Below are 20495 nucleotides of genomic sequence, written 5' to 3'. Positions count from 1 at the left end.
GTGCGTATTCAAGGACGAGGCTCTGGGAGGGGAACGGTGGCATGCGCCGAGAGGTGAAGTACGGGCTGATCGGCGGATCGGTGGCCCTGGTGGCAGGAGTCGTGGGCGGCTTCACGCTGTTCGGCGGCTCGGCGGATTCGTCGCCGCAGGAGGCTGTGGCCGCGGAGGCCGCATCGGGCGACAACGCCCCGAAGGTGGCGAGCGGCCCGCTGACCGCCACGGAAGTACGGACGACGGCACAGGAGTTTCTGACGGCCTGGCAGTCCGGCGACACCGCCGAGGCCGCCGGTCTGACGGACAGCCCCGAGGCCGCGCAGAGCGCGCTGGAGAACTTCGGCAAGCGGGCCCGGTTCTCGAAGGTCACCCTGACGCCGGGCAAGCCGGCCGGCGAGAAGGTGCCCTACACCGTCGCCGCCGAGATCGACCACAAGGGCACCAAGGCACCGTTCTCGTACGGCACCTCGGCGACCGTCCAGCGCGACGCCACCACCGGCGAACCCAAGATCACCTGGAAGCCGACGCTGCTGCACCCCGATCTCGCCAAGGGCGACGAACTGCGCACCGGCGAGGCCGACGCGCCGCCCATCAAGGCCGTGGACCGCAACGGCGCCGAGCTGACGCCCGAGGAGCATCCGACGCTGGCCGGAGTGCTGGCCAGCCTGCGGGACAAGTACGGCGACAAGGCCGGCGGCAAGCCCGGCGTGGAGCTGTCCATCCACCGCGCCAAGAGCGCCAAGCCCGACAAGACCCTGAAGGTGCTCTCCAAGGGCACTCCCGGCACGCTCAAGACCACCCTGGACGCCAAGCTGCAGTCGGCGGCCGAGAAGGCCGTCAAGGGCAAGAAGTCGGCCGGCGTCGCGGCGATCAAGCCCAGCACCGGCGAGATCCTGGCGCTGGCCAACTCCCCGGCGAAGGGCTTCGACCTGGCCACCCGGGGGTCGCTGGCCCCCGGCTCCACGATGAAGATCGTGACCGCGGCCATGCTGATCGACAAGGGTATGACGGCGCCCAACAAGCCGCACCCCTGCGAGAAGTATGTGACGGTGGGCGGCTGGAAGTTCCAGAATCTCAACAAGACCGAGATCAAGAACGGCACCTTCGCGCAGAGCTTCGCCGCGTCCTGCAACAACGCCTTCATCTCACAGGCCAAGAAGCTCAAGGACGACGACCTGACCAAGCAGGCCCGGGACGTCTTCGGCATCGGCCTGAACTGGCAGACCGGCATCCCCACCTTCGACGGCGCGGTGCCCGTCCAGAGCGACGCGCAGATGGCGGCCTCGCTGATCGGCCAGGGCGGCGTACGGATGAACCCGCTCAATGTCGCCACGCTCGCCGCGACGGTCCAGGCCGGTTCCTTCCACCAGCCCTACATCGTCTCGCCGTCGCTGGACAACCGGACGCTGGCCAAGGCCGCCCGCAATATGAAGCCCGGCACCGCGTCCGCCCTGAAGTCGCTGATGAAGCTGACCGCTACCTCCGGTACGGCCGCCCAGGCGATGTCCGGCCTCAGCGGCGACATCGGCGCCAAGACCGGCTCCGCCGAGGTCGACGGCCAGAAGAAGCCCAACGCCTGGTTCACCGCCTACCGCGGTGACCTCGCCGCGGCGGCCGTCGTCCCGGCGAGCGGCCACGGCGGCACCAACGCGGGCCCGGTGGTCCGTACCATCCTCAACGCAGGCTGATCCAACCTCAGCGCAGGCTGACTGTTTCGGCGTCCGGCCGGGACGCCCGACCGGATTTCGTTCGCATGGCCCGTACAGCTTTCGTTAGCGTGCGGGCCATGAGCGCCCCTCCGCACGCCGCCCCCCGCACCCAAGTCCCCACCCACCACGGCCTCTTCTCCCACGGGCACACCGCGTGACCCCGCTCGTCGTCGCGGCGGTCCTCACCGCCGCGATCACGCACGCCAGTTGGAACGCGATAGCCCACGGCATACGCGACCAGCTCCTCGCCTTCACCCTCGTCGGCACCGGCGGCGCCGTCTGCGGCGCCACGATGGCCTTCTTCACGCCCCTCCCGGCCCCCGCCGCCTGGCCCTTCCTCATCGCCTCCGCCGTCCTCCACGTCGTCTACCAGTCCCTGCTGATGCGGTCGTTCCGGCTGGGCGAATTCGGCCAGATGTATCCGATCGCACGCGGCACCGCGCCGCTGGTCGTCACCGTTCTCGCCGCCGTCTTCGTGCACGAGATCCCCGACGGCTGGGCTTTGGCCGGCGTCGCCCTGGCCTCGGCCGGCCTGGTCGGCATCGCCCTCTGGGGCATCCGGGGCTCGGGCGCCGTCCCCCACTGGCCGGCCCTCGTCGCCGCCCTGGCCACCGGCCTGTCCATCGCCGCGTACACCACCGTCGACGGCCTCGGCGTACGCGCCTCCGGCAGCTCCCTCGGCTATACCGCCTGGCTGATGACCCTGGTGGGTCTGGCCATTCCGGCCTACGCGCTGACCACCCGCCGCGGCCGACTGATCGCCGAACTACGCTCGTTCGCCGTCCGCGGCCTCACCGGCGGCCTGCTCTCCGTCTTCGCCTACGGCCTCGTCCTCTGGGCCCAGACGCAGGCCCCCCTGGCCCCCATCGCCGCCCTCCGCGAATCGTCCATCATCGTCGGCGCGGCGATAGGCGCCCTGTTCTTCAAGGAACGCTTCGGAGGACCGAGGATCGCCGCGGCAGGCTTGATGGTGGTGGGAATCGGCCTGATGCTGCACGGAGGCTAGAGCCATCCGCCCCTGCCCACCGGACGGGCCCTGATCCTGCCCCGGGTGACCCACTGCTTCCCTTTCTCCCCCGAGGGTCGGCCGCGTCACCGGAGGGAGGGGCCGGGCCGCAGGACGAAGTCCGGAGGCCCGGCACCGCAACCCACCACACACGCGACGCGGCCGCCCCTCAGCCGACCCCGCTCCCGCCGACGGCGGGCACAGCACAACAGACGCGCTACGGCGGGTCAGCCCGCAACGTGGGAAGCGGCGGCCAGCACCGCAACCAGCGCCTGCGCACGCGGATCCGCCGTCACCCCCCGACGCATCCCATTCGTGACGTACCCGAAGGCGAACCCGCTCTCCGGATCGGCGAAGGCGAGCGCGCCCCCGCGCCCCGGGTGCCCGAACGACCCCGGCGCCAGCAGCGGCGAAGCCCCGCCATGCAGCATGAACCCGAGCCCGAAGCGCGTGTTGACGACGAGTGTCCGGTCGGGCCCCGCCGACTCCTCCGTACGCGCGAGCGTCAGCGTCGCCGGGGCGAAGAGGCGGGCGCGCCCGTCGACGGGCCCCATCAGCGCCGCGTAACACCGCGCCAGCGCCCGCGCCGTGGCGACGCCGGCGGAGGCGGGCAGCTCGGCCGCGCGATAGGCCGGGGCGTTCTCGTCGGGGGCCGGCGTTATCGCCCCGAACGCGCGCCGCGTGAGAGACGTGGGGTCGCCGTACGCCTCGGCCACCGCCCGCTTGGGCCGTACCCGGAGCCCGGCCGAGCCCGGCGCGGCCGGCGTCCCGATCTCCGCGAGCCGCCCCACCCGCGACTGCACCGCCTCCGGAACCCCGATCCACAGATCCAGCCCCAGCGGCCCGGATATCTCGTCCGCGATCCACCTGCCGATGCTGCGCCCGGTGACCCGCAGCACCAGCTCACCGATCAGCCAGCTGTACGTCTGCGCGTGATAGCCGTGATCGGTGCCGGGCGTCCAGGCCGGGGCCTGGGCGGCGAGCGCGGCGGGGCCGCTGACCCCGTCGATCGCCTGGGCAGGGGTCAGCGGGGTGTCCAGCACGGGCAGCCCGGCCCGATGCGTCAGGAGATGGCGGACCAGGACCCGTTCCTTGCCGGCGGCCTTGAACTCGGGCCAGTACGTGCCGACGGGCGCGTCCAGATCGAGCAGCCCGCGCTGGTGCAGCAGCAGCGGCACGATGGCGGCGATGCCCTTGGTCGTGGAGCGGACTATCTGCGCGGTGCCGGCCTCCCAAGGGGCGGCCGTGGCGTCGCCGTCACCGTCCTTGGCGCCGCCCCACAGGTCGACGACCTTCCGGCCGTGCCGGTACACGGCGACCGCCGCTCCCCGCTCACCACGGCGAACGAAGTTCGCCACAAAGGCGTCCCGGACCGGCTCGAAGCCGTCCTCGACCGTGCCCTGGACGTCCACCACTGTTTCCCGCTTCCCACTCATCCGTCGCTTGGGTGACCCATCAATGGTGCAACGTCCGGATCAGTGCTGGTAACCAGGGCCTCAGGGGGTGGCATTCGTCACAGAGGCCGTACGCGTCGCACATACGGCAGCAGCAGGAGGCACAACAGGCGACGGAACAGGGGACGGAGGTTACGGACGCTTGGCGGAGGTTACCCAGGCGTGCCGGCGATCCCCACCACGGACATCACGCCACGGACATCACGCCGGAAGCGTCACCGAACGCGGATCGAACCCGAAGGGCAGCTCAAGCCGGTGGGTGCGCATCAGTTCCTCGTCGCAGAGCAGCTCCTGGGTGGTGCCGTCGGCGACGATGACGCCCCCGGAGAGCACGACGGAGCGCGGGCAGAGCTCCAGCGCGTACGGCAGGTCGTGCGTGACCATCAGGACGGTGACGTCCAACGACCGTAGGATGTCGGCGAGTTCACGGCGCGAGGCCGGGTCGAGGTTGGAGGACGGCTCGTCGAGAACGAGGATCTCCGGGCGCATGGCGAGCACGGTCGCGACAGCGACCCGTCGCCGCTGCCCGAAGGAGAGATGGTGCGGCGGCCGGTCGGCGAACCCGGCCATGCCGACCCGCTCCAGCGCCTCGGTGACCCGCGCCTCCAGCTCCGCGCCGCGCAGCCCGGCGGCGGCCGGTCCGAACGCGACGTCCTCCCGCACAGTGGGCATGAACAGCTGGTCGTCCGGGTCCTGGAAGACGATCCCGACCCGGCGGCGAATTTCGGCCAGGTTCTTCCTCCCGACCGGCAGCCCGGCGACGCTGACGGTGCCGGCCCCCGCCTCCAGAATCCCGTTGAGATGCAGCACGAGGGTGGTCTTGCCGGCGCCGTTGGGCCCGAGCAGCGCGACCCGTTCGCCGCGGCCGACGGTGAGGTTGACGCCGAAGAGCGCCTGATGCCCGTCGGGGTAGGCGTAGGCGAGCCCGGAGACGTCGAGGGAGGGGGCGGTGGGTGTGGTCTCGGGCGTGGTCATCGGCGTGGTCGTACTCAAAGGGTCCATCCCAGGAGGCAGACGGCGAGGGCGCCGGCGGGCAGGGCGGCCGCGCGGGTCCACTGCGCGCGGGTGGCGGTGGTGTCGGCGATGACCGGCATGGTGCCGGTGTAACCGCGGCTGACCATGGCGAGATGGACCCGCTCGCCGCGTTCGTAGGAGCGGATGAACAGGGCACCGGCGGACTTGGCGAGCACGCCCCAGTGGCGTACGCCGCGCGCTTCGAAGCCGCGGGAGAGCCGGGCGATGCGCATCCGCCGCATCTCGTCGGTGATCACATCGCCGTAGCGGATCATGAAGGACGCGATCTGGACGAGCAGCGGGGGCATCCGCAGCCGCTGCAGCCCGAGCAGCAGCTCCCGCAGCTCCGTGGTGGCGGCGAGCAGCACGGACGCGGCGACGCCCAGCGTCCCCTTGGCGAGGATGTTCCAGGCGCCCCAGAGGCCGGAAGCGCTCAGGCTCAGCCCGGCAACATGGACACGCGGCCCTTCGGCGACAAACGGCATCAGTACCGCAAACGCCACGAACGGCACCTCGATCAGCAGCCGCTTGAGCAGGAATCCGGCCGGCACCCGGGCGGCCCCGGCCACGGCCGCGAGCAGCAGCGCGTAGAGCCCGAAGGCCCAGAGCGCCTCCCGGGGCGTGGCGACAACGATCAGGACGAAGCAGAAGACGGCCGCGATCTTGCAGTGGGGCGGCAGGGCGTGCACTGGGGACTGCCCATGCCGGAAGAGCTTGTGCGCGTGTCCCGCCCCCATCTCAGCCGCTTCCGGTCGTGGGCCCGGCGGTGCCTGTCGTGGGCTCGGCGGTGCCGGTCACGGGCTCGGCGGTGTCGGCGCTCTTCCGACGCCTGAGCACCACGAACACACCCGTCCCGACGGCCAGCGTCGCCCCGACCCCGATCACACCGGCCAGCCCGCCCGACAGCCAGGGGTCGGCGATGTCCTTCACCCCGTAGTCGGCGAGCGGCGAGTCCTTCGCGGCGTGCTCCTCGGCCTTCGCGTCGATCCCCTGATCATGGGCGACCTTCTCCAGACCGTCGGGGCTGGCGGAGGCGTAGTAGCTGACGCCACCGGCACAGACCAGGGCGGCCGCCACACCGGCCAGCCAGACGCGGCGGGTGGAGCGGCGGGGGGCGGGGGCGGCAGGTTCGATCCCGGTTCCGGCCTCGGTCCCGGTTCCGGCGGTACCCGCCGCCTTCTCCCGCGCCGCTGTCGTGACTTCTCCCGCGCCGGGCGCCGCGACCTGCACCGTACGCAGCTCCAGCGGCTTGGTCAGCCCGCGAGCCCCGTAGACGAGATCAGGCCGTACGGCGATCACGGCACCGACCGTCAGGGCGGTGATGACCGCCTCGCCGATCCCGATCAGCACATGCACCCCCACCATCGCGGTGAAGACCTTGCCGATCGACACATCCGCCGTCCCGCCCAGCGCGTAGAGGCCGGTGAAGGCGGCGGCCGCGGCGGGCACCGACACCAGGGCCGCGGCGAAGGCGGCGACGGTGACCGACGGGCGTCGGCGCGGCAGCACCTTCACCAGGCCACGGAAGATCGCATAGGCGACGACCGTCGTCACGATCGCCATATCCGTGATGTTGACGCCGAGCGCCGTCAGCCCGCCATCGGCGAACAGCACCCCCTGCATCAGCAGCACCACGGACACACAGAGCACACCCGTATACGGGCCGACCAGGATCGCCGCGAGCGCCCCGCCCAGCAGATGCCCGCTCGTCCCCGCCGCGACCGGAAAGTTCAGCATCTGCACGGCGAAGATGAACGCGGCGACCAGCCCGGCCAGCGGCGCGGTCCGCTCCGCGCCGTAGCCGCCGCCCTGGGACGCACCCACCAGTTCCCGCCGGGCGCCCCGCAGGCTGACCGCGACGGCGGCCGCAGCGACCGCGCCAGTAGCGACCGAGACCGGCGCGTTGATGAATCCATCGGGTACGTGCATCTCAGGGGCTCTCCGGGGTCGGCTTCAGGCCATGCAACCCACCAATGTTGCGGCCTACTGCGAATAAGTTGCAAGAGCGCCGGTGATGCGGGACGGGAGGCCGGCGGCGGCCCGGAGGGCCGGGATGCACGCTTGTCCCGGGATAGGCGCTTACTCCGCCTCGCCCCGTATGTGACGTATGAGCGCCGCGAGCCCGGTGGGGGTGGCAGAAAGTGCTCGCGCGGGGATTTCGCTCTCGCGGAGGAGGAGGGTGCGGTCGAGGGTGGCGAGCTCCACGCAGTCGGGCCCCTCCTCACCTTCGGAGAACGAGGACTTCTGCCACGCAAGGACCTCTGACATGTCGGGCCTTTCAGATCTGTTGAGTCAGGCCGTAGAGGAAGTCCCTCGACTCTACGACTCCGAGCGCGGCCTTCTGCGCCTCACTCCAGGATGTACAGCAGCTGCCGTCGGGCGATCCCGCGATCGGCCTTTCTGATCCGCAGCGCCGCTTGATGAACCCACGTGGGAGCAGACCGCGGCATTCCTCCCACCATCCGCGCACCCGCTCAGTCGCCATATGGGCCAGCGCATCGACAAGCGGGGCATCCCCAGCCCTGTAGTAGCTGGCCAGAAACCGGACGCGTTCCGCGCTCACACCGACACGGGCCGACACCGATCCCACCCCACCGGCGCCCGCGCTGCGCCTCACCGACCACACCGAGTACGGCCGCGGGCGCGACCTCGTCAGCATCTGCGCCGACGACTGGGGCTGGTACCCGCTGATGAACACGGGAGACATCGGCAAGTACGTCTGGTGCGACCTGGCAGCCGCGGCATGAGCCGCCGCTACTCATCCCGGCAAGTTCCGGCAAGTTCCTCGTATCCCACGCAAGTTGGCGGCAACCTCGGCACGGAGATCGTTGCCTTGCACGGAGATCGTCGGCTTCAACGGAGGTGGACATCATGGCCTTGCGTAAGCTCGGCAGGGACCCGGGCCGGGGAGCGGGTGCGGTGGCTCTCACGGCGCAAGGCCACCGGCATTGCCCTGCCAGGCAACGACTTCTGGCTCTTCGACTCCGGTCTCGTTGATCCGGTGAGGGTGGCGAAGACGCTGATCATGATGATCGCGGTCAGTGGCCACGGGGCGCCGTACCGCCTTTGTTCCGGCGGCACGGCATCGGGCCGTATTGCTAGGCCTGTACGGGCTTGAAGGCGGTGAATTCCCTGAAATGGGGGAGCGCGGAAGCGTATGCCACCAGCCAGCCCTTACCGCCCACGGGCTGGCTCACGTAATTCTGCGTTCCCGCGAGCCGGAGCAGGTAGCCGGTGTAGCTGGGCACAAACTCCCAGCGGGACGCGCAGTTGCCTTCCTGGTCCAGCTTGATGCCGTTGCCGGCAGCGCACCAGGTGTTGTATCCGCTCCAGTGGGAGCTCGTCGACTTGATGACGTAGCCGTCGTCCTTCTTCTCGAAAACGACGGCGGTGCCCCGGCTCCCCGGAGAGTTGGTCAGGAGCGCGTAGTCCCAGTTGAGGTAGGGCTCGAAAGTGACTCCCCTGTTCTCCTGGTTGATGAGGTGGTAGGGAACCCCGGTGACGACGGGGTCCGTCGCCTTCGTGCCGGCGGTATGCGCGACGTGCTCCACTGCTGCGGGCTGCGCGGTCGCGGTCGGGGCGGAGACGGCCATCAGAGCGGCGCTGGTGGCGGCCGCAAGGAATGTCTTGCGGACCGGGCGACGGGAGCGGGACGCGTTCTTCATGAACTTCCTTCCCACGAAATGGATTCCTTTCCCACGAACGGGGGCTCACCGATCTTTGGTGCGGAGACCAGCTTCCGGTCGTCGGCCGTCCATCACCAGGTAGTTTTCGGCCCTGCGGCAGCTTCACCCTGAAGAGGGAAGCCGAACTCCTGAACTCGGGAGGGAGGAAATCGCGTCAACCTGCCCACTCTTTCCCATTACCCAGCAGGAAAAGGGGAAAGGGTGGTAGGCGTTGCCCCGAACTGGTACTCCAGCTGCAGATCGTGATGTTCATGTCCGGGTTGCGGCTTGCCGCCGGTACTGGCCGGCCTGTGACCGTTGCCTGGTGGCGGCGGCGCCGGTCGGACCAGCCGAGCCGATGAGCGAGGTCGCGGAGAGGCCGGACGGCGAAGGCCGGAATCCGACGCGTCCGACTCCACCTCATGCGCCGTCCGCACCACGGGTAAGGCCGGGACCTGCCTCGCCACCACCATGCCGGAAACTTCAGACTGAACGGTTTGTACACACGACACCTCTGGAGTTAACTTCGTGCGCGGTTGGTTCGATCAGCGAGGAAAACAACTCCATGCACAAACGCACGTGGGGCGCGGCGGCTGCCGCGCTCGCCATCGGCATACTCACCGGCTGCTCATCCGCTGCCGACGAGGACAGCGACTCCACCAAGGAGACCGCGGCTTCGGCCAGCACGTCGAAGGAAACGAAACAAGAGAAGAAGGAGACGGGGAAGGGGCAGGCACCGGCCAGTAAGGGCGACTGGTAGAAGAAGGTCACCCGGATCGGAAGCACCGGAACGGCCTGTGAACTCCCGGTCTCGTTCGATGTGGAGAAGGGGTGGAAGCCCACGGGGATTTCGGCCGAGGACGCAGAGCTTTTCGGAAGCTTCCTGGGTCGTAAGTCGGCCAGAGGCGCTTGTGAGATCGATGCGAAACCGGCCGGCATGATCGGCTTTATGCGCGTGTGGATCACGGACCGGACCGACGACTCACCGCGCCAGGTTCTCAAGACGTTCATGTCCGAGGAGAAAAACGTCACCGAGCGGAAATTCAACAACACCAAGGCCGGTGACCTGCCCGCCGCGGAGGTCGTCTACACCACGAAGAGCCCTCTTCTGGACGAGCCGAAGCAGGAACGGGCACTCGCCGTTACCACGCCGAAGGACGCGGTCATCGTGCACCTCGGCGGGCTCGACACCGATGAGCACAAGGAGATGCTCCCGGCGTACGAACGGGCGAAGAAGACCATGACTCCCACCGACTAGGTGTATTGACCCGCAGTGGGCGATGTCCGCCGCGGTGAGGGTCTGGGTGAACAGGCTGGACTTGTAGCAGGGGCCGTCGTCGGTCAGGACCCGCTCGACGGTGAGGCCGTGGGCTGCGAAGAATGCCTGGGCCCTCTGGGGAACAGGAAGTACGGGCACGCCGCCGGCCGCGAAGTGGCGGGTCCCCCAGGCTCCACCCCGTCCCCCGCCCCGGCTCGTATGGACCCAGCCGAGTTGCCGCCCCCTCCCCCTCCCGAAACCATGGAGCCGTGAGCGACGCACGCGAGGCCGTCGGCCCGCACTCGGAGACGCATGCCGCCACGTCTCGCGGGCGGCTCCGCAGGATGCCGGCCGAGCCGAGCCCGCCGCCCGGCTCCTATCTGCGGTTTCCGCATCTGCACGGCGACTCGCTCTGCTTCGCCGTCGAGGACGACCTCTGGATGGCCCCGATCGCCCCGGCCGGAGCGGAGCCCGGCCGGGCCTGGCGGCTGACCGTCGACCGTACCCGCGTCAGCCACCCCCGCTTCTCCCCCGACGGCCGGCAGATCGCCTTCACCACATGGCGCAGCCTCGACCCGGAGGTGCATCTGGCCTCGGTCGACGGCGGGCCCGCCCGGCGCCTGACGTACTGGGGGAGCACGGACGCGCGGGTCTGCGGGTGGACGCCGGACGGCCACATTCTGGCGGTTTCCTCGCACGGCCAGCCCTTCTCGTACTACTCCTGGGCGTACAAGCTGGCGACCGATGGGAGTCCGGGTGCGCAACTGCCCTGGGGGCCGGTCTCCGATATCGCGGTGGCCGATATCGACGGGGAGCACAAGACGCTCCTGCTCACCGGCAAGCCACCGCACGAGCCAGCCTCCTGGAAGCGCTACCGGGGCGGGGCGATGGGCCGGATGTGGCTGCACGGCACCCGTCTGCTGCCGCATCTGCAGGGGCACCTCGACTCGGTGATGTTCGTGGGCGACCGGATCGCGTTTCTCTCGGACCACGAAGGCATCGCGAATGTCTATTCGTGCCTGCATGACAGCACCGATCTGCGTCGGCACAGCGATCACGACGAGTTCTACGTCCGGCACGCCTCGACCGACGGCTCCCGCATCGTCTACCAGTGCGCGGGCGACATCTGGCTGATCGACGACCTCGGCCCGGACGCCGTCCCGCGCAAGCTGGCGGTGCGGCTCGGCGGTCCACGGGCCGGACGCCGCCCCTACCAGGTCCCGGCGGCGTCGCACATCACCTCGCTCGCCGTGGACGCCACCGGGCGGGCCAGCGCAGTCGGCGTGCGCGGCAGCCTGTACTGGCTCACCCACCGCGACGGCCCGGCCCGCGCGATCCACGACTCCCCGGGTGTCCGGGTACGGCTGCCCGCGATGCTGGGCTCCACCGGCCGGATCGCGTATGTCACGGACGCCGAGGGCGACGACGCCATCGAGATCATCAATCTGCCCCGGGCCAGCGATGCCGGCACACCGCGCCGGCTGGCGCACGGGAAGCTCGGCCGGGTCCACGAGATGGTCTCCTCCCCCGACGGCGAACGGCTGGCGGTGGCGTCCCATGACGGCCGGCTGCTGCTGGTGAATGTGGCCCGGCCTGAGGAGCGGGAGGAGGAGACGGGAGCCGGGGTGGGGGAAGGTGAGCGGGAGGCTCGGGTGGCGGGGGTGGCCGGTGGCGCGGGACCCGCGCCCGATGCCGATCCGGTGCCCTCCCCCGATGACGTCACACAACCCGGTGACGTCACGCAATCCGGTGGCATCAGGCAGCCCGGTGAGGTCCGGCAGCTGATCCGCTCCGACAACGGGCCGGTCCGTGATCTGTCGTTCTCCCCCGACTCGGGCTGGCTGACCTGGTCGCACCCCGGTATCGGCCGGTCGCTGCGGAAGATCAAGATGGCCCGGCTCGACAACCACACCCTCATCGACGTCACCAACGGCCGCTTCGAGGACGAGCAGCCGGTCTTCACACGGGACGGTCGCTACCTGGCCTTCCTGTCATGGCGTGGCTTCGACCCGGTCTACGACGTGCACACCGGGGATCTGTCCTTTCCGCTGGGCTGCCGTCCTTACCTGGTGCCGCTGTCCTCCGCCACTCCGTCCCCCTTCGCGCTGTCGCCGGAAGGGCGGCCGGCGGCGGGCGGTCTGGACCCGGCGGAGCGTCCGCCGGTGGGCGAGGGGCCGGTCCTGGTGGAGGTGGAGGGGCTGGCCAACCGGGTCACCCCGTTCCCGGTCGCCGCGTCCAAGTACTCCTCCCTCTATCCGGTCAGCGGTGGCGGACTGGTCTGGCTGCGCTGGCCGATCTCCGGTGCGCTGGGCGAGACGTTCGCCAATCCCGCCGACGTGTCGGGGCGGCCCACCCTCGAACACTTCGACCTGACCAAGGCTCGGCGCACCGAACTGACCAGTTCCCTCGACGGGTTCGCGCTCAGCGGGGACGGCACCCGGCTGGTCGTCATCGACGAGGGCGATCTGCGCGCGGTACCGGCGACCGAGCCGCCGGACCCCGATACCGCGGTCTTCCTCGATCTGCGCCGCATCCTGCACGACGTCGATCCCGAGGCGGAGTGGCGCCAGGCGTACGACGAGGCGGGCCGGATCGTCCGGGCGTACTTCTGGGAGCCGCAGCTGTGCGGCATCGACTGGGAGGAGGTGCTGGCGCAGTACCGGCCGCTGCTCGAACGGGTGGCATCCCCCGACGAGTTCGCCGATCTGCTCCGCGAGGTGCTCGGCGAACTGGGCACCTCACACGCCTATGTCGCCGGCGCCCGCCGCAACGAGGGGCCGCCGCACTACCAGCGGGCGATGGGCCTGCTCGGCACCAACTTCGTCCGACGGGGTGACAGTTGGGTCGTCAAACGAATTCTGCCCGGCGACTCCTCGGACTCCAAGGCACGCTCCCCGCTCGCCGGTACGGGCATCCGCGAGGGCGCCGCGCTCACCCATGTCGACGGCCGCCCGGTCGACCCGGTGTCCGGCCCGTATCCGCTGCTGGCCGCGGCCGGCGGCACCACCGTGGAGCTGACCTTCTGCCTCCCACCCGTCACCCCCCGCCATCCTTCAGGGAAAGGCCCTTCGGGCCCCGTTGATGCGGCCGGCCATCCCCGCCGGGTCGCGATCGTCCCGCTGATCGACGAGCGGCCGCTGCGCTACCAGGACTGGGTGGCCAAACGGCGGGCTGTGGTACGGGAGTTGAGCGACGGCAAGTGCGGCTATCTGCACATCCCCGACATGGGCGGTTCCGGCTGGGCCCAGTTCAACCGGGATCTGCGGCGGGAGTTCTCGCTGCCCTCGCTGATCGTGGACGTACGGGGCAACGCGGGCGGCAATATCTCCGAGCTGGTGATCGAGAAGCTGACCCGCACCATCATGGGCTGGGATCTGACCCGCGGCGCCCAGCCGGTGTCGTACACCAGCAACGCACCGCGCGGCCCGGTCGTCGCGGTGGCCGACGAGATGACCTCGTCCGACGGCGACATGATCACCGCGGCGTTCAAACTGCTGGGCATCGGCCCGGTGGTGGGCATGCGCACCTGGGGCGGGGTGGTCGGGATGACCGGCCGACACCGGCTCGGCGACGGCACCGTGATCACCGTCCCGATGAACGCGGCCTGGTTCGAGGGGTACGGCTGGGATGTGGAGAACCACGGGGTCGAGGTCGACATCGAGGCGCTGCGCTCGCCGCTGCACTGGGCGGAGGGACGCTATCCACAGCTCGGTGTAGCGGTCCGTACGGCGCTGGAGCTGCTGGAACGGCATCCGGCCGCGACCCCGCCGGACCTGTCGGACGTACCGGATCGTCGGCGGCCTCAACTGCCGCCGAGAAGTGGGTGATTGACCGCGCAGGGACAAGTAGACCGGGGATCAGGGGATGGGTAGGGGGCTACTGGGGGCGACGCGCGCTGAGGGGTGCACCCGGATCGTCGGGTGCACCCCTCAGGCCGGCTCGGGTCACTGGTAAGGATCCCGGTAGTCCTGGTAGTCCTCCAGGCCCTCTTCGCCCTCGTCACGGATCGGCCGGCCACGCTCGGGGGCCTGCCGGCCACGCTGCCGCTCCTGCTGCTTGCCGCGCTCTTTGATCTCGCGCATCCGCTTCTTGGCCTCGTCCGAGAGCTGCTCGGCCTTGCCCTTGGGCTGGTCGGAGGTACCCATGCGGATCACTCCTGTGGGGGGTTGGGGATCGGGCCCGACCAGCCTGACATAAAGGAACAAATGCCGCACTTTAATATATGTGGCATATACATTTGCGGCATATGTGTCGCGGCCGAGTGGGCTCGACGGCTTCTCCCGGGGCGGCCGTCCCGCCCCTCTCCCTCACCGGTGCCCTACCGATTCCCCACCGGTCGGCCCACCGATTCGCCCCCTACCGATTCAGCCGCGCCTTCTCGTCCGCCTCGCCGCCCGCGCCGACCAGGCCGACCCGCATCCCGTCGAGCCGCTCCCCGAACCGCCGCATCTCACGCTGGCCCACCATCCCGATGGCCGACGGCAGATAGCCACGGATCGATTGCATCCCGCGCAGCCACCACTGCCCGTAGACATGCGCGGAGCGGCGCTCGATACCCGCCACGATGCGGTCGACGGCGGGCCCCAGCGGATAGGTCTTGTTGGACGGCCAGGGCAGCCGCGCACGCAGCTCGCGCATGACGTCGTCCTGGTCTGCGCCGCGCACCATATCGGTGTCGGTCCAGCTCAGATAGCCGACACCGACCCGTACGCCCTTGTGGCCGACCTCGGCGCGCAGGCTGTGCGCGAACGCCTCGACGCCCGACTTGGAGGCACAGTACGCGGTCATCATCGGGGCCGGGGTGATCGCGGCGAGCGAGGCGATCTGCAGGAAGTAACCCCGGGACTCCGCCAGTACGGGCAGAAAGGCCCGGCCGGTGACCGCGCCGCCTATCAGATTGACCTCTATGACCCGCCTCCAGGCGACCGGGTCGGAGTCGGCGAACGGACCGCCGGTGGCCACACCGGCGTTGGCGACGACGGCGTCGACCTTCCCGAAGCGGTCCTTCACCTCGACGGCGACCTCGGCCATCGCCTCGTGGTCGGTGACGTCGGCGTGCCAGTGGTGCGCCGGGCCGTGCAGCGAGGCCGCGACGCCACGCAGCTCGTCCGGCTCCAGTCCGACCAGCGCCAGCGTCGCGCCACGCGCCGACAGCTTGCGGGCGAGCAGCGCACCGACCCCGCGTGCCGCGCCGGTGACGACGATGACCTGGCCCTCCAGGCCGCTGCGCTTGCTCATGCTGAAACCTCGCTTCGCTCGGCCCCGCATTCGCAAGGCACGCACCTTTCCATGGCTCGCTCGCTACGCTCGCTCACGCCGTCCTCTCCTTCTTCTGCCGGGTGGTCCTGGGAGCCGGGGCGGCAGCGGCCTGCGGATCTTCGGTGGCCGTTTCCCCAGTGGCGGCCTGCTGGTCATCGGCGACCTCGGCCTCCGGGATGACCTGCCCGTCTCCGGCGGCCATCGCCTCCGTGGCCGCCTTCCGGCCTTCGGTGGCCGCCCGTCCCGAGGGAAGTTGACTGCCCACCAGGTGATCCCTGACCAGGTCACGGAGGAGGCCGGAGACCGCGACCGGATCCTCGATGGGTGTCATATGCCCCAGGCCCGGCAGCTCGGTCAGACCACGGCAGTCGGGGAGTACGGAGGCCAGCCGGCGGGCGTGCGCGATCGGCGTGAGCCGGTCGGCGGTGCCCGCGAGGACTGCGGTCGGTATCTCCAACCGAGCCACGCCGCCGGTCAGTTCGATCCCGTACAGCACCTTGCCCCAGCGGGACCGTACGCCGGACGGGCAGGCGTGCACGATCCGTGCGCATGCCTCGATCTGCTCGGCGGTGGCGCCGGCCCCCATCGTGGCGTACTTCAGGGCCCACTTGGCGACCGGCGACACCGGGCCGAGCGGGGCACGCGAGCGCAGCAGCAGACGATGCGCCCGGCGGCGGCCGCTCGGCGTGCGCAGCGGGAACACCCGTGATTCCGCCGCGAGATCGGCGCCGCCGGTGCTGCACAGAAGCGCGGCGGCGGCCCGCGTGCGCAGCTGCGGCCGGTCGGCGGCGGCCATGATCGCCATGCCGCCCATGGAGTGACCGCCCACGACGGCCCGCTCGCCCGGCTCCAGCATCGTCTGCAGCACGGCGACCAGGTCGTCGGCGAGGGCCTGGGTGCTGTGGCCCGCGCGGGTGGCGGCCGGGCTGCGCCCGTGTCCGCGCTGGTCGTAGACGATGACCTTGTGGTCGGTGGCCAGCTCGCGGACGACCGGGGCCCAGAACGCGGTGGAACAGGTCCAGCCGTGGGCCAGGACGACGGCCGGGGCGCCCTCGGGCCCGTGGATCTCGGCGTACAGCCGGGCACCGTCGGCGGAGGTGACGGTGCGCGTCCCACGCGGGGCGGGCGGCGCGTACGGCCCGCTGGTGACATGCGGCGACCGGCTCATGCGACCACCCCTGCGGACGTGCCGGCGGGTATACCGGCGGACGCACCGGCGCCGGGCCGCGCCCCCGCCCCCGGCACCCGCAACACCTCGTACTCCGCCAGATCTACCTGCCGCGTCACCTTCTTGAACTCCGAGGTCGTCCCCGGCCAGACCGTGGTGTTACGCCCGTTGGCGTCCAGATACCAGCTGTCACAGCCTCCGGTGTTCCACACCGTGCGCTCCATCCGCTTCTGGATCTTGCGGGTCCATTCCCGCACCGCCTCCGGCCGGGCACTCAGCGCGATCTTCCCGCCGAGGGTGTCCAACTGGCGCAGGAAATCCGCCATGTAGTTCAGCTGGGCCTCGATCATCAGGATCATCGAGCTGTTCCCCAGGCCGGTGTTGGGACCGATGATGGTCAGGAAGTTGGGGAACCCGGCCGCGCTCGCACCACGCAGCGACTCCATCCCGTCCTTCCACTCCTCGGCCAGCGTCGTCCCGTTGGCGCCGGTGACGCGATGCGCTATCGGCATGTCCGTCACATGGAATCCGGTGCCGAAGACCACCGCATCGGCCTCGACCTCGCTTCCGTCGGATCCCACCAGCACATTCCCCCGCACCTCCGTCAGCCCCTCCGCGACCACGTCCACATTGGGCTGCGCAAGCGCCGGGTAATAGCTGTTGGAGAGCAGGATGCGCTTGCAGCCGATCCGGTAATCGGGGGTGAGCGTGGCGCGCAGGGCCGGATCCTTGACCGCCCGCTTCATATGGTTCTTGGCCAGAGCCTCGATCAGTCCCAGCTCGTTGGGACGCTTGGTGAACGCGCTGACCTGCAGTTCCCTGATCCCCCACAGCAGCCCGCGGCGGGCGGCGCGAGTGGCCGGGAACGCGGTGTGCAGCCAGCGCTCGGCGGCGGTGATCTTCCGGTCGGCGCGCGGCAGGACCCAGGCGGGGGTGCGCTGGAAGAGGGTGAGCCGGTCGACCTCGGGCTGGATGGCCGGCACGATCTGGATCGCCGAGGCGCCGGTCCCGATCACCGCCACGCGCTTCCCGCGCAGCGAGTAATCATGATCCCAACGGGACGAGTGAAAGACCCTGCCCGGGAATTCATCAAGCCCGGGAATGTCCGGGATCTTCGGATCGGACAGTGGCCCAGTGGCCGAGACCACCACATCCGCGGTCAGCGCCCCACCCGCCGTCTCGACCTCCCAGTGCAGCTCATCGCCGTTCCACCGCAGGCTCCGCACCTCGGAGTTGAAGCGGATGTGCGGACGCAGCCCGAACGTGTCCGTCACCCGCTCCAGATACGCCCGGATGTGCGGCTGCCCGGAGAAGTTCCGCGGCCACTCCGGGTTGGGCGCGAAGGAGAACGAGTACAGATGCGAGGGCACATCGCACGCGCAGCCCGGATAGCTGTTGTCCCGCCAGGTGCCGCCCACCGAGTCGGCCCGCTCCAGGACCACGAAGTCGGTGATCCCCTGGCGGCGCAGCCGTACCGCCGCCCCCAGGCCACCGAACCCCGATCCGATCACCGCCACCCGCACATGCCTCTGCTCGCGTTCGGCCATGCCACCCGCCTCCCGAATCGGACGCCGTTTCCCGGACGCCATCGAACGCCATCGGACGTCACTCGTCACCATCGATCGCCACTTCAACCACGCCAGCAATCACTGGCACGATGGAGACTAGGGCACCTCCGTACCGAGCGGTAGGGGTCGGACGCCAGGAAGTTACCGCCGGTTGCACCCCGGACCCACGACACGTTCCCGGCATAGGGTGAGCAAGTGGCAGCGAACGAGAACGAAAAGGCGATCGCCGGGGAAGACGCCCGCGAAGGCGTCGGCGAGCAGCGCGAGAAGCGCGAATTCCGCATGCCCGAGCTGGCCAAGGCTGCCGGCATCACGGTCCGTACGCTGCGCTTCTACCGCGAACGCAAGCTGATCCCCGCACCGCGCCGCGAGGGCCGGATCGCCTGGTACAACGAGCACCATCTCGCCCGGCTGCGCACCATCGGCGCCCTCCTGGAGCGCGGCCACACCCTCGGCGGCATAGCCGAACTGCTCGCCGCCTTCGAGAGCGGACGGGACGTCGGCGAACTTCTGGGCCTCGAAGACACCATCGTGACGCCCTGGTCCGAGGAGACCCCGGTCCGCCTCACCCCCGAGCAGCTCGCCGACCACTTCAGCCGGGACGTCACCCCCGAAAACCTCTCCACCTCCCTCGACCTCGGCTATCTCACCGTCGACGGCGACGAGTTCGTCCACATCAGCCAGCGCCTCCTGGACGCCTCCACCGACCTCGTCGCCAACGGCATCCCCCTCGCCGCCGTCCTGGAAGCGGGCCGCCAGGTACGCGCCCACGCCGACGCCCTCGCCGACCTCTTCACCACCCTCATCCGCACCCACGTCCTCTCCGACGTCCTGGAGCGCGCCTCCGCCGAGGATCCCCCCACCCCGGAAGAGGTCAGCCGCATCGCCCGGACCATCGAAAAGCTCCGCCCTCTCTCCAAGGGCGTCGTCGAAGCGGAACTCTCCATGGCCATGGACCGCCGCGTCCGCACCGAAATCGACGAGTGGCTGCGGGAACGCGAGGGTGAGCACGACTCGGGCGAGTAGCCACCCCGCCCCGCCCCTACAGCCGCCCGTCCGAGTGGCCGGCCCCGGCCGCCCGAAGCGGCGCCGCGAAGGCCGTAAGCCCCGCAGAGGTCGAGGCCGTAACCCCCTCAGAGCTCGTAGGCCACCGTCACCGGCGCGTGATCACTCCACCGCGTGTCATAGCTCTCGGCCCGCTCCACGTATGCCTTCGCCGCCCGCCGCGCCAGACCCGGCGTGGCCATGTGGTAGTCGATGCGCCACCCGGTTGAAACAGAGTACAGATCGGTAGCGGACCTTCCGCCTGCCAGCACTCTAGCGCTCTGACCAGCGGGTTTCCGGAGATTCGGGCAGGTTCTTGGTGATCACCATGGACAACCCGGATCGCTACTCGTCCGGAATACAGACGACCCCGGCGGTGCGCTAACACCCCGGGGTCCGACACCAGGAGCTGAAGCCTCCCAGTGCGCGTTCATCGTACGTCCCACCCCCGGGATTTCGTGATCGTCCCGAACTCCGCCGCCCGACACCGGGGCCTGTCCTTCACGGCGCGCGGCATCCTCATTCACCTTCTGTCACTTCCCGACGGCGCCAAGGAAGACGTGCGCACCCTTGCGGACCGCAACCCAGGCGTCGGCCGCCGAGGTGTCTCTAAGGCCGTCCAGGAGCTGGAGGACGCCGGGTACTACTTCCGCCGGACCATCCGCGACCCGGAGACGGGGCGAGTCTGGACGGAGACGTTCGTCTACGACACCCCCCAGGAATCGCCGGTTCCCGCCTCTCCGGGAACCGGTGACCCGGCCGCTCGGAGCGCGGGAACGCTCCCTACGGGAGTAAAGGAACTCTCCTCTAAGACTCCAGAAAAGCCCCTCCCCTCCCCCTCCGTCGCCAAGGTGCAGACTCCGGCCGCTCCGGCACGGGAGGGCTTCCAGGGGAACGGCCACCAGGGGCAGGAAGCGGCCCGCGTGCTGGCTCGCCTGGCGACCATGGACGTGCGTCTCCGTCTGTCCCAGCGTCAGGTCCAGGGGCTGGTCCCGCTGGCCGCTCAGTGGCTCCAGAACGGCGCCTCCGCCGTGGAGATCGCGGATGCTCTGGTTCACGATCTCCCGGCCAAGGTCCACTCCGCTGCCAAGTTGGTGGCCGACCGACTCACCCGGAAATTGCCAGAGCCGCGCCGCTCCTGGGCTCGGTACGTCGATTGCGGCCAGTGCCGTAATCCGCTCCCCGTCGGCCAGCCTTCCGGCATCTGCGCCGTGTGCTCCGGGGTCCAGGTCCACCCGGACCTCCAGGCCCTGGCCGCCGACTCTGAGCCGGACCCGGCCGTGGTCGTCCGCGCTTCCGAGATCCGCGCCGCGATGCGGGCCCACCGGTCCGCCGTGGCCGCGTGACCGCCCCCAC

Annotated in this window: 17 protein-coding genes and 3 pseudogenes; 8 read left to right on the top strand and 12 right to left on the bottom strand. The window is 70.1% G+C overall.

Annotated features, from left to right (window positions below; genetic code table 11):
• Positions 1 to 41 precede the first annotated feature (41 nt).
• Together K9S39_RS26615 and K9S39_RS26610 are read left to right on the top strand one after the other, a co-directional pair.
• The gene (locus tag K9S39_RS26615; protein ID WP_248865828.1) at positions 42 to 1682 is read left to right on the top strand and encodes a penicillin-binding transpeptidase domain-containing protein; all 1641 of its coding nucleotides are present in this window, start codon (positions 42 to 44) and stop codon (positions 1680 to 1682) included.
• 175 nt (positions 1683 to 1857) lie between these two features.
• Positions 1858 to 2709: an EamA family transporter gene (locus K9S39_RS26610; protein WP_248865827.1), complete on the top strand. Its 852-nt coding sequence runs from the start codon at positions 1858 to 1860 to the stop codon at positions 2707 to 2709.
• A gap of 227 nt (positions 2710 to 2936) precedes the next feature.
• Here K9S39_RS26610 and K9S39_RS26605 read toward each other — a convergent pair whose 3' ends face one another.
• The 5 genes from K9S39_RS26605 to K9S39_RS26585 all read right to left on the bottom strand — a co-directional run bounded on the left by K9S39_RS26605 (position 2937) and on the right by K9S39_RS26585 (position 7445).
• Positions 2937 to 4145 (bottom strand): serine hydrolase domain-containing protein, encoded by a 1209-nt coding sequence (locus K9S39_RS26605; RefSeq protein ID WP_248865826.1) that lies wholly within the window; start codon positions 4143 to 4145, stop codon positions 2937 to 2939.
• A 219-nt stretch (positions 4146 to 4364) separates the two neighbouring features.
• Complete coding sequence (locus K9S39_RS26600; protein ID WP_248865825.1) at positions 4365 to 5138, bottom strand: energy-coupling factor ABC transporter ATP-binding protein; 774 nt, start codon at positions 5136 to 5138, stop codon at positions 4365 to 4367.
• A 14-nt stretch (positions 5139 to 5152) separates the two neighbouring features.
• Positions 5153 to 5914, bottom strand: a complete 762-nt coding sequence (cbiQ, locus tag K9S39_RS26595) for a cobalt ECF transporter T component CbiQ (protein ID WP_248865824.1) — start codon at positions 5912 to 5914, stop codon at positions 5153 to 5155.
• A 1-nt stretch (position 5915) separates the two neighbouring features.
• Positions 5916 to 7106, bottom strand: coding sequence for an energy-coupling factor ABC transporter permease (locus K9S39_RS26590; RefSeq protein ID WP_248865823.1), 1191 nt, complete (start codon positions 7104 to 7106; stop codon positions 5916 to 5918).
• Positions 7107 to 7256: 150 nt separating this feature from the next.
• Positions 7257 to 7445, bottom strand: coding sequence for a DUF397 domain-containing protein (locus K9S39_RS26585; protein WP_248865822.1), 189 nt, complete (start codon positions 7443 to 7445; stop codon positions 7257 to 7259).
• A 631-nt stretch (positions 7446 to 8076) separates the two neighbouring features.
• On the opposite strand from K9S39_RS26585, the pseudogene K9S39_RS43105 reads away from it, so the two are divergent.
• Positions 8077 to 8172: pseudogene (locus tag K9S39_RS43105) on the top strand (DUF6879 family protein); the annotation flags it as partial.
• Between the two features lie 103 nt (positions 8173 to 8275).
• On the opposite strand, the gene K9S39_RS26575 reads toward K9S39_RS43105, so the two are convergent.
• A complete protein-coding gene (locus K9S39_RS26575) occupies positions 8276 to 8842 on the bottom strand; it encodes a hypothetical protein (RefSeq protein ID WP_248865821.1) in 567 nt (188 codons plus the stop codon).
• Positions 8843 to 9407: 565 nt separating this feature from the next.
• On the opposite strand from K9S39_RS26575, the gene K9S39_RS26570 reads away from it, so the two are divergent.
• The gene (locus tag K9S39_RS26570; protein ID WP_248865820.1) at positions 9408 to 9602 is read left to right on the top strand and encodes a hypothetical protein; all 195 of its coding nucleotides are present in this window, start codon (positions 9408 to 9410) and stop codon (positions 9600 to 9602) included.
• Between the two features lie 15 nt (positions 9603 to 9617).
• On the top strand, positions 9618 to 10100 hold the full coding sequence (locus tag K9S39_RS26565; protein WP_283113553.1) for a lipoprotein: 483 nt from the start codon (positions 9618 to 9620) through the stop codon (positions 10098 to 10100).
• Positions 10101 to 10115: 15 nt separating this feature from the next.
• On the opposite strand, the pseudogene K9S39_RS26560 reads toward K9S39_RS26565, so the two are convergent.
• Positions 10116 to 10238: pseudogene (locus tag K9S39_RS26560) on the bottom strand (IS481 family transposase); the annotation flags it as partial.
• A gap of 206 nt (positions 10239 to 10444) precedes the next feature.
• Here K9S39_RS26560 and K9S39_RS26555 point away from each other — a divergent pair.
• On the top strand, positions 10445 to 13927 hold the full coding sequence (locus K9S39_RS26555) for a S41 family peptidase (RefSeq protein WP_248868975.1): 3483 nt from the start codon (positions 10445 to 10447) through the stop codon (positions 13925 to 13927).
• 117 nt (positions 13928 to 14044) lie between these two features.
• On the opposite strand, the gene K9S39_RS26550 is transcribed toward K9S39_RS26555, so the two are convergent.
• From K9S39_RS26550 to K9S39_RS26535, 4 genes are all read right to left on the bottom strand, one after another.
• The gene (locus K9S39_RS26550) at positions 14045 to 14245 is read right to left on the bottom strand and encodes a hypothetical protein (RefSeq protein ID WP_248865818.1); all 201 of its coding nucleotides are present in this window, start codon (positions 14243 to 14245) and stop codon (positions 14045 to 14047) included.
• A gap of 211 nt (positions 14246 to 14456) precedes the next feature.
• Entirely contained in the window at positions 14457 to 15338 is an 882-nt protein-coding gene (locus tag K9S39_RS26545; RefSeq protein WP_248865817.1) for an SDR family oxidoreductase, read from the bottom strand.
• A 73-nt stretch (positions 15339 to 15411) separates the two neighbouring features.
• Complete coding sequence (locus K9S39_RS26540) at positions 15412 to 16527, bottom strand: alpha/beta fold hydrolase (RefSeq protein WP_248865816.1); 1116 nt, start codon at positions 16525 to 16527, stop codon at positions 15412 to 15414.
• Positions 16524 to 18074 (bottom strand): flavin-containing monooxygenase, encoded by a 1551-nt coding sequence (locus tag K9S39_RS26535; RefSeq protein ID WP_248865815.1) that lies wholly within the window; start codon positions 18072 to 18074, stop codon positions 16524 to 16526. The genes K9S39_RS26540 and K9S39_RS26535 overlap by 4 nt, the downstream gene beginning before the upstream one ends.
• A gap of 303 nt (positions 18075 to 18377) precedes the next feature.
• On the opposite strand from K9S39_RS26535, the gene K9S39_RS26530 reads away from it, so the two are divergent.
• The gene (locus K9S39_RS26530; protein ID WP_248868974.1) at positions 18378 to 19121 is read left to right on the top strand and encodes a MerR family transcriptional regulator; all 744 of its coding nucleotides are present in this window, start codon (positions 18378 to 18380) and stop codon (positions 19119 to 19121) included.
• 107 nt (positions 19122 to 19228) lie between these two features.
• On the opposite strand, the pseudogene K9S39_RS26525 reads toward K9S39_RS26530, so the two are convergent.
• Positions 19229 to 19363 (bottom strand): annotated as a pseudogene (locus K9S39_RS26525) (exodeoxyribonuclease III); the annotation flags it as partial.
• A gap of 198 nt (positions 19364 to 19561) precedes the next feature.
• Between K9S39_RS26525 and K9S39_RS26520 the strand changes: the two are divergent.
• Entirely contained in the window at positions 19562 to 20485 is a 924-nt protein-coding gene (locus K9S39_RS26520; protein WP_248865814.1) for a helix-turn-helix domain-containing protein, read from the top strand.
• The last annotated feature ends 10 nt before the right edge of the window (positions 20486 to 20495 follow it).

Source organism: Streptomyces halobius (assembly GCF_023277745.1).
GTDB classification, from domain to species: Bacteria; Actinomycetota; Actinomycetes; order Streptomycetales; family Streptomycetaceae; genus Streptomyces; species Streptomyces halobius.
This window is presented reverse-complemented; position numbering and strand designations above follow the sequence as displayed.